This window comes from Nocardioides sp., assembly GCF_025964975.1.
In the GTDB taxonomy this organism is placed as follows: Bacteria; Actinomycetota; Actinomycetes; order Propionibacteriales; family Nocardioidaceae; genus Nocardioides.
Map to the genome: position 1 here is coordinate 1 of NZ_JAOPXV010000111.1, position 8,537 is coordinate 8,537.

At 69.2% G+C, this 8,537-nt stretch carries 8 protein-coding genes and 1 pseudogene; 8 read left to right on the top strand and 1 reads right to left on the bottom strand.

Going from position 1 to position 8,537, the window contains the following annotated elements:
• The 6 genes and pseudogenes from JWN68_RS08005 to JWN68_RS08030 all read left to right on the top strand — a co-directional run.
• Positions 1 to 500, top strand: a 500-nt coding sequence (locus tag JWN68_RS08005; RefSeq protein WP_297737259.1) for a membrane dipeptidase, incomplete at its 5' end; no start/stop codon positions are given.
• 356 nt (positions 501 to 856) lie between these two features.
• A pseudogene (gene mobF, locus JWN68_RS08010) lies at positions 857 to 1,717 on the top strand (MobF family relaxase); the annotation flags it as partial.
• A 538-nt stretch (positions 1,718 to 2,255) separates the two neighbouring features.
• The gene (locus JWN68_RS08015) at positions 2,256 to 3,572 is read left to right on the top strand and encodes an AAA family ATPase (RefSeq protein ID WP_297737262.1); all 1,317 of its coding nucleotides are present in this window, start codon (positions 2,256 to 2,258) and stop codon (positions 3,570 to 3,572) included.
• Between the two features lie 137 nt (positions 3,573 to 3,709).
• Entirely contained in the window at positions 3,710 to 4,495 is a 786-nt protein-coding gene (locus JWN68_RS08020; protein ID WP_297737265.1) for a hypothetical protein, read from the top strand.
• A gap of 251 nt (positions 4,496 to 4,746) precedes the next feature.
• Positions 4,747 to 4,974 (top strand): helix-turn-helix domain-containing protein, encoded by a 228-nt coding sequence (locus JWN68_RS08025; RefSeq protein WP_297737268.1) that lies wholly within the window; start codon positions 4,747 to 4,749, stop codon positions 4,972 to 4,974.
• 152 nt (positions 4,975 to 5,126) lie between these two features.
• On the top strand, positions 5,127 to 6,092 hold the full coding sequence (locus tag JWN68_RS08030; RefSeq protein WP_297737270.1) for a nucleotidyl transferase AbiEii/AbiGii toxin family protein: 966 nt from the start codon (positions 5,127 to 5,129) through the stop codon (positions 6,090 to 6,092).
• Between the two features lie 493 nt (positions 6,093 to 6,585).
• On the opposite strand, the gene JWN68_RS08035 is transcribed toward JWN68_RS08030, so the two are convergent.
• On the bottom strand, positions 6,586 to 7,521 hold the full coding sequence (locus JWN68_RS08035; RefSeq protein WP_297737272.1) for a 1,4-dihydroxy-2-naphthoyl-CoA synthase: 936 nt from the start codon (positions 7,519 to 7,521) through the stop codon (positions 6,586 to 6,588).
• 120 nt (positions 7,522 to 7,641) lie between these two features.
• Here JWN68_RS08035 and JWN68_RS08040 point away from each other — a divergent pair, with 120 nt between their 5' ends.
• Together JWN68_RS08040 and JWN68_RS08045 are read left to right on the top strand one after the other, a co-directional pair.
• Entirely contained in the window at positions 7,642 to 8,082 is a 441-nt protein-coding gene (locus JWN68_RS08040; protein ID WP_297737275.1) for a nitroreductase family deazaflavin-dependent oxidoreductase, read from the top strand.
• Between the two features lie 47 nt (positions 8,083 to 8,129).
• A complete protein-coding gene (locus tag JWN68_RS08045) occupies positions 8,130 to 8,423 on the top strand; it encodes a hypothetical protein (RefSeq protein WP_297737277.1) in 294 nt (97 codons plus the stop codon).
• Positions 8,424 to 8,537: the final 114 nt, after the last annotated feature.

The following is an 8,537-nucleotide window of genomic DNA, read 5'->3' on the forward strand; positions in this document are numbered from 1 at the left end:
CCAGCCATTCTTCCTGCCAGGCCCTGCAGGCGCACCCGCGCAACCTGACCGATGAGCAGATCCGGGCGGTGGCCGACAGCGGCGGGTTCGTGGCCATCAACGGCTTCGGGCCGTTCCTGTCCGACGCGGCCACCGTCGACTCGTTCCTGGCCCACGTAGGGCACGCGGTGTCGCTGGTGGGTGCTGAGCGGGTCGCGCTCGGCCTGGACTTCATGCGCGACCTCGTCGACGTGGTCGACCCCGTGCTCGGCGGTGCGCTCGTCGACCCCGACGCGCTGCCCTGGGTCGAGGGCCTCGAGCGGCCCGCTGACCTGGCCGCGCTCGCGGCAAGGCTCGAGGATTCGCTCGGACCGCGAGCCGGCCGCCAGGTGTGTGCCAACACGGTCATCGACACTCTCGCGCAGCACATTGCCTCCGCGCCGGCGGCGATACAGGCCAGGGCTCGGCCCGCCGACAGGATTCGGCCCGAGCCGAATCGCAACGCGACTGCCTTCACATGATCCCCTTCAGCCTGTCAGCACGCTCGACCTGCGGGCACCCCAGGTCAACGACGGGATGTTTGGCCGCTGATGTCCCAGACGCCCCGCCCGACTACCCAGCCGGGAGGGGGACTCTTCCGGACCCCGCGTTGCAGACGCCGAGGACTGCCGGCCCCGAACAGCACGGCCCAGTCTCTAAATTCATTGACCTACGTTGACATTGGACGGTCCCCCGAATCCCCTCCAGATCCCTGCCCTTCTGCCCACTCAACCCCTCCCCTCTATGCGGCACGCATGCTACGAAGGTTCGTAGATGGGTCGCCCGGGTCGGGTGGCCCAACAGTCATTTTCGGGCGACTTGTTGGACGTGATTGGTCATGCATGGAGGCGTGAAGGTCTACCGCGGAGCGGCGTCGGCGGCGCGCACCTACGTCGAGGCCGACCGGTCCCGAGTTGATGACTACTACCTGCCCGAAGGCGGCGGGCTGGCCCGCCGGTTCGGCGCTTCCCCCGGCGCGGGAGTGCGTGATCTCGGGATGCTGGATGGCGACGGGTACGAGCAGTGGGTGGCCGGCCACGACCCCGAGACCGGGCACGCCCGGGGACGGCTCCGCAAGGACAACAACGCAGTGCGGTTCGTGGAGATCACCGTGAACGGGCCGAAGACCTGGTCCCTGGCAGCGGCACTGCATCCGGAGGTCGCTGCGGCGTACGACGCCGCGCAGGACCGGGCTGCGGAGCAGATCATCGGCTGGGTCGCAGAGCACGCCACCACCCGGGTCGGGCCCCGCGGTCGGCAGGTGCAGGTGCCGGTGGAGCGGATCGAGGCGGCGGTGGTGCGGCACTACACGTCCCGGGCCGGGGGCCCGCATCGTCACCTACACCTGCAGGTCAATGCCCGGGTGTTCGCTGAGGGGCAGTGGCGGGGCCTGCACACGGTCGGGTTCCGTGACTCCATCGAGGCGTTGAACGGGATCGGGCACGCCGCGGTGATGTGCGACCCAGAGTTCCGGGCCGCACTCGCCGCGGCCGGGTTCACCCTCGATCCGGGCACCGGGGAGGTCGCGGAGCTGGCGCCCTTCGTGGGTGCGTTCAGTGAGCGGGCCGCGCAGATCGGCCGCAACATCGACCGGTACGAGGCCGAATGGCGCACCGCCAACCCGGGCCAGGAACCTGGCTCGGGTGTGCGCCGCTCGTGGGACCGACGAGCCTGGAAGGACGCCCGCCCCGACAAGATCGCTCCCAAGGATGGCGCCGAACTCGTGACGGCCTGGAACGCCCAGCTTCGCGACCTCGGCTACCGCGACCCCGCCGCCCAGCCGGGCCTGTCAATGGTCATCGGCGCACCCCGGGTGGGCGCGTTCGACCGCGACGCCGCGGTCGAGACCATCCTGGTCCGGCTCGGCGCCCGACGATCCGCCTGGAACGCCGCCGACGTCCGCGGCCAGGCGGAGAAGGCGATCACCGCGGCCGGGATCGTCACCGACCCGGCGGTGCGCACCGAACTCGCCGAGGACCTCACCGCCCGCGCGATCAACGCGTGCGTACCGCTGCTGCACCAGCCGGGTGTTCCCGAGCACGTCCGAGCCCTCACCTCACCCCACGTCCTCAAAACCGAGGCCGACATCGTGACCCGGCTCGCCGGCAGGGCCAGCGTCCCCCCGCCATCGACCAGCGTCCCCCGACCTCGCCCATGCCGTCCCCCCGGCGGCAACTGGGCTGGACGAGTTCCAGCGCACGGCCGCCGCGGCGCTCGCGGGCCAAGCCGCACTGGTCGTGGTCGAGGGCGCGGCCGGTGCCGGCAAGACCACCACCCTTGCCGCCGCGAAGGACCTACTCGGTGGGCAGGGCCGGCGGATGCTGGTGGTGACCCCGACGTTGAAGGCCGCCCAGGTCGCCGCTCGTGAGGTCGGCACCGCAGGCTCGGTGGCATGGCTGGTCCACCAGCACGGCTTCCGGTGGGACACCGACGGCCGCTGGAGTCGAGTTGCGACTGATCCGGCGCCCGGGGCGGTGCTGGGTCGTGGTGACCTGCTGCTGGTCGACGAGGCCGGGATGCTCGACCAGGACACCGCCCGTGCACTCCTCACCGTGGCGGACGAGATGGGTGCGCGGGTCGCGCTGGTCGGGGATCGGCACCAGCTCCCCGCGACCGGCCGCGGCGGTGTCCTGGACCTCGCCGCCCGGTGGGTCCCACCCGAGGCGCACGTGGACCTCGACGTCGCGCACCGGTTCGTCGACCCTGAGTACGCCGCCATCAGCCTCGCGCTGCGCACCGGCTCTCCCACCTACACCCCACCCGGCCAAGACTCTGGTGAGCGGATCAGTGAGACGGTCGGTGAGACAGATGGTGAGCGGGTCAGTGAGGTGTGGGACGCGTTGTGGCGCCGTGGCCAGATCCAGATCTACCCCAGCGAAGCCGAACGGACCCAGGCGCTCGCCCGGCTCGGCGCCGACGCCCGCATCGCCGGTGAACAACGCGCGGGAGGGGTGCTGATGATGGCCGACACCCGCGAGCGGACGGCCGTGTTGAACGGATTCATCCGCGACCGGCTGGTCGCGGCCGGGCACGTCGATGACAGCCGCGCGGTCGCCACCAACGCCGGGGAACGGCTCGGGGTCGGGGACCGGGTGGCGACCCGGCGCAACGATCGCGACCTGAACGTGAGCAACCGCGACACCTGGACCATCACCGACATCGGTGCCGACGGCACGCTCACCCTCAGGGGCCGGTATGCCACTGAGCTGCGCACAATCCCGGTCGGGTATGCCTGCGAGTACGTCGAGCTGGCGTACGCGACCACGGTGTACGGGGCCCAGGGCGAGACCACCCGCGCCGGGCACCTGATGCTGGGCGAGCACACCTCGGCCGCCTCGGCCTACGTCGCGATGACCCGGGGCCGCGAGGACAATATCGCGCACCTGGTCGCCGACGACGAGGCCGATGCCCGCCGGCAATGGGAGCAGGTGTTCGCCCGGGACCGGGCCGACCTCGGGCCCGCGGCCGCCGCCCACCAGGCCGCCGAGGAGATCGAGCGCTACGGCACCCAGCCACCCGCCCGACCCCTCGAGGAGGTGCTCGACGACCTCTGAGCAGCCTGGTTGCGACAGGCGGACCTGCACGAACAACACCAGCGGCTGGCCGGCCACCGCGACGACCTGCAGCAGGTGGTCGCGATCCACGCCCGCTACGCCCCCAACGCGACCGCCTCCGCGACAACGAGACCAAGATGAGGCGCAGCTGGCTCCAGGCCCGCCAGCGGGTCGACGACCTCGACGCGACACTCCAGGTCGAGACCGCTGACCTGCGAGCCCGGGTCCGAAACGCCTGGCGCCAGGAGCTGCCGCAGGCGCAGCGCGCCGCCGACATCGTCCGCGAGGGCACCGGACGACTCGGCCAACGCCGCCGCCAGGTTCGTGACGCACACGCCGACCTCACCGCATTCGCGGAGCGCTGGCACCCCGTCCTGGCCGACCTGACCACCGACCCCGCCGAGCTCGCGGTCCAATTGCCCCGGCTGCACGCGCGGCGCGTCGAAGACCAGATCGAGGCGTTCGTCGCTCAGCAGATCGCCGCCGCCCACCCCGACGCGGAGCAGATCCGCCACGCTGAGCGCGAAGCCATGGCGGCATCCGAAAATGCCGACCGGGCGCGCACCCAGCTCGACAACCACATGTACGCAGAGCTCCGCCCCTACGGCCGGGCGGCACACGTCAGTAACCCCCGCGAACGCCTCACCAACCTCACCGCCGAACTCGCCGACGTCGAGCGCGACCTCCGCGCCGCCACATCACGCGTCCGGGCCGTCTCAAACGAGCCGAGCATCCGCACGCTCCCCAGCGGCGGACTCGACAGCGAACACGACCGGTGGGTCGCCGACCGGCGTGCCCGACAGCAAGCCGACGCCCACGACGGGCGCGAGCGCCTGCGACTCCAGCAGGAGAAGGCACGGCGGATCGAACCAACCCCACCGAACCGCAGCACGCCCGGCCGCGGCGGCGGGATTGGCCGCTGAGACTCCTGACCGACCAGCGCCCGCAAACGATGACCGATCCGGCCCGCAGCTTGTTGCCTTTCACGCCATGGACAACCGCACGCCGGCGCCGATTGGTAGGCACCGGTGACCGCTCTGGGGCCCCAGCGCACTTAGGAGAACAGCAGGCGTTGCCCATTCGGAACCGCTGCTTCGCTTGAAGGCTCGTCCTTAGCCAGCAAGGAGAAGCACATGAGCACCGCACCGTCGCAACCACCGATAGGAGTCACCTCATGACCGCGCAACCCACCATCCCGCACCCGCGCCGCCAGCCCGGGGACGAGATGCTCACCCTCCAAGAAGCCTGCGCCTTCCTCCGCGTCCCCGAAGGCACCCTGCGCTACTGGCGCCACCTCGGCTGCGGACCCCGGTCCTTCAAGGTCGGCCGCCACGTCCGCTACTGGCGAACCGACCTCGTCCTCTGGCTCACCGAACAGACCAATCGTCCACAGCACCACTAATCGAATCGAATCTGCCGGCCCGTAGGCGCACTATGAAGTTCTCCCGGAAGGAGTGAACACGATGGGTTGGGTATGGAAGGAACGCGATTCGTGGCGAGGCGCGTACCGCGACGAACGCGACAGGCAGCACACCAAGTCCTTCAAGCGGCAGATTGACGCCAAACGCTGGGTCGCCACGGAAGAGGCGAAGATCATTCGCGGCGACTGGGTCGATCCCACCGCTGGGAAAGTCACGTTCGCAGCCTTCTACGCGGGCTGGGTACCTCGCCAAGTCTGGGTGTCCTCGACCCAAAGTTCGAGGGCGGTCCCTGGGGGAGCTCCGGCGCGAGTTCCTGTTCCAGCGGTTCCTCGCTCTGATCTTCTCCACGCCCAATGGGCAGTGGGTGCTCAAGGGCGGCGCCGGCCTGCTGATGCGGCTCGCCGAGGCAAGGTTCTCCAAGGACCTCGACCTGCTGCATCTGGGAGAGGTGACACCCGACCAGGCCATCGCCGAGCTGCGCAGCCTCACCGCTGCGCGCGACGGCGACCACCTGACCTTCATTGTGGAGAACGGTGTCGCCTACAGCCGGACCAACCCAGTCGTCGAGATCAGCGTCACCGCGTACATCGGCGCGCGGTACGACAGCTTCCCCATCGATCTGGCCCGCGAACTTCACCTGCTCGCAGCACCAGAGCGGATCCGCCCGACTCCTGTCGTCCATGTACCGGGTCTTACTGAACTCCCCGAGGTGGTGGTGTACCCGCTGAGCGACCAGGTGGCCGACAAGGTGTGCGCGATGTTCGAGCTCTATGGCGAACGGGCCAACCCCTCGTCGCGGTACCGCGATCTCATCGACCTAGCGCTCATCGTCTCCACCTGTGATCTAGACGCCGTACCCGTCTCTCAGGCGCTGCTGTCAGAGAGCAAACGGCGCGTCATGAAACTCCCCGAACAGATGGTGTCGCCAGGGCCGCAGTGGCCGAGTGGGTACGCGGCGTATGCCCGCAAGACGAAGATCGACGAGTCGCTCCACGCACTCGAGGCGGCAATTGAACACGTAGGCCGCTGCGTCAACCCGCTTCTGAGCGGAGCTCGCAGCACGGGCCGCTGGCACCCCGGGGTTGGCTGGTCGGACTGACCTGTTCGGGGTCCAAGGGCGCGGACGCAGACACACTGCAACTGCATCAACGATGACCCTTCTTCATGATCATCCTGCTGATCCTGATGCTGCTCTTCATTCTGCTGAGTCGAGCGGTGCGCATGGACTCAGCGCTCGTCAGATGTCGCCTGCCCGCGGTTCGCGTCCGCTAAGCGCAACGTAGGGACCGGATTCTCGGTGGCGGCGCGGCCGACGTCGGGGACGGAGCCGATGTGGGGTGCCTTGGGCAAGCTGAGTCGGGATCTGACGTTGCCCGGACTGCGTGAGCGGTGGCCTGCGCCCATAGCCCGTGTTGTAACGCCGGGCGCTGCCTGCCCCAACGCGCTCAACGACACGCCAGCAAGGCTATGCGCTGACCACTGCAGCGGGAAGCGCCGAGACGGCCGCACGCCAAACGGCTATCGAATTTTTTGCCACGCATCTGCCACGCACGGGGGGTGTGCAGGCCGCCGACCTGCCGAAACAGCCTGAGTCAGTAGTACCAGGGGTACGGCGACCAGTCGGGCTCGCGCTTCTCGAGGAACTGGTCGCGCCCCTCCTGCGCCTCGTCGGTCATGTACGCCAACCGCGTCGCCTCGCCGGCGAAGAGCTGCTGGCCGCCGAGCCCGTCGTCGAGCAGGTTGAAGGAGTACTTCAGCATCCGTTGGGCGGTCGGCGACTTGCCGTTGATCTTCGCGCCCCACTCCAAGGCGGTGGCTTCGAGGTCCGCGTGGTCCACGACGCGGTTGACCGCACCCATGCGGTGCATCTCCTCGGCGTCGTACTCCTCGGCGAGGAAGAAGATCTCCCGGGCGAACTTCTGCCCGACCTGTCGCGCGAGGTACGCCGAGCCGTACCCGCCGTCGAAGGAACCGACGTCGGCATCGGTCTGCTTGAAGCGGGCGTGCTCGCGGCTGGCGAGGGTCAGGTCGCTGACGACGTGGAGGCTGTGACCGCCGCCGGCCGCCCAGCCGGGCACGACGCAGATGACGACCTTGGGCATGAAGCGGATGAGCCGCTGGCACTCCAGGATGTGCAGACGGGACAGCTTCGCCCGGTCGATCGGGTTGGGGGGTGCAGCGGCGTCGGTGTGGCCCTCGGTCTCGTACTGATAGCCCGTCTTGCCCCGGATGCGCTGGTCGCCGCCGGTGCAGAACGCCCACTTGCCGTTCTTCTCGCTCGGCCCGTTGCCGGTCAGGAGCACGCACCCGACGTCGGACGACGCCCGGGCGTGATCAAGCACCCGCAGCAGCTCGTCGACCGTGTGGGGGCGGAAGGCGTTCAGCACGTCGGGCCGGTCGAAGGCGATGCGGACGGTTCCGTGCGCCTTCGCGCGGTGGTAGGTGAGGTCGGTCAGGTCCTCGAAGCCGGGGACGTCGTCCCACGCGCTGGGGTCGAACGTCTGGGACACGCCCTCGATGGCACTCATGCGGGGTCCCTGCGGCGTTGTTCGGGGGAGCGCAGCGGAGGAGAAGAACGTCGTGGGGTGTTCATGGCCGCGAGCGTATCGGGGCTGGAATCGTGAGCCCGGACGTGGTGTTGTGGGGGTATGGCACTGACTGGCACCTACGTCCCGAGCGCGACCGAGTGGGTCCGCAACAACGTCGAAGAGTACGAGTCGAGCAACGGCGAGAAGGGCGGCACGCTTCCGGGCACCAACTATCCCGTCGTCGTGATCACCTCCGTCGGCGCGAAGTCCGGGAACTTGCGGAAGAACCCGGTGATGCGGGTGGAGCGCGACGGCGCCTACTTGGCCGTGGCCTCGAAGGGCGGCGCCCCCGACAACCCGGAGTGGGCCAACAACTTCCTTGCCCATCCTGAGGTCGAGCTGCAGGACAAGGCGGAGAAGCACACCTACGTGGCCCGCCTGCTCGAGGGCGACGAACGCGCCGACTGGTGGGAGCACGCAGTGGCGACGTGGCCGACCTACGCGTCCTACCAGGAGAAGACCGAGCGCGAGATCCCGCTGTTCCTGCTCGAACGCGCCTGATCGGGCGATCACGCCCGTGCCGCAACCGGGATCCGTAGACTGCGGGGATGGGCCAGGAGGCCAAGGCCATCGCCTCCTACGACGCGGCTCTCGCGACGGACCCGGACTATGTGCCCGCACTCTTCAACAAGGCGATCCTGGTCGAGGCCGATGACCTCCCAGAGGCCGTGGAGATGTACCGCGAGGTCGTGGAGATCGACGACCAACACGCCGCAGCCTTCATGCGGACGGGATTCGGCCTGCTCCACCTCGGACAGGCCGCAGACGGGGAAGCCGCTCTGGAGAAGGGCCTGCAACTCGATCCTTCGATGGCTCAGGTCGAGGCACCCAGCCACGACTGATCGCGAGGGGTCCTCTAGACCACGTGTGGGGATCCCCGCGACGTCCGTCGTTGTCGCCTCCGCGCGCGAGCTGCGTGCTTGGCTGCACGTATGGTCCCCACGAAGCACACCCAC

Bases quoted from the DNA above. Each gene is read 5' to 3' on its own strand.
- JWN68_RS08035 (WP_297737272.1), bottom strand. From the start codon at position 7,521: ATGAGTGCCATCGAGGGCGTGTCCCAGACGTTCGACCCCAGCGCGTGG.
- JWN68_RS08025 (WP_297737268.1), top strand. From the start codon at position 4,747: ATGACCGCGCAACCCACCATCCCGCACCCGCGCCGCCAGCCCGGGGAC.
- JWN68_RS08020 (WP_297737265.1), top strand. From the start codon at position 3,710: ATGAGGCGCAGCTGGCTCCAGGCCCGCCAGCGGGTCGACGACCTCGAC.
- JWN68_RS08045 (WP_297737277.1), top strand. From the start codon at position 8,130: ATGGGCCAGGAGGCCAAGGCCATCGCCTCCTACGACGCGGCTCTCGCG.
- JWN68_RS08040 (WP_297737275.1), top strand. From the start codon at position 7,642: ATGGCACTGACTGGCACCTACGTCCCGAGCGCGACCGAGTGGGTCCGC.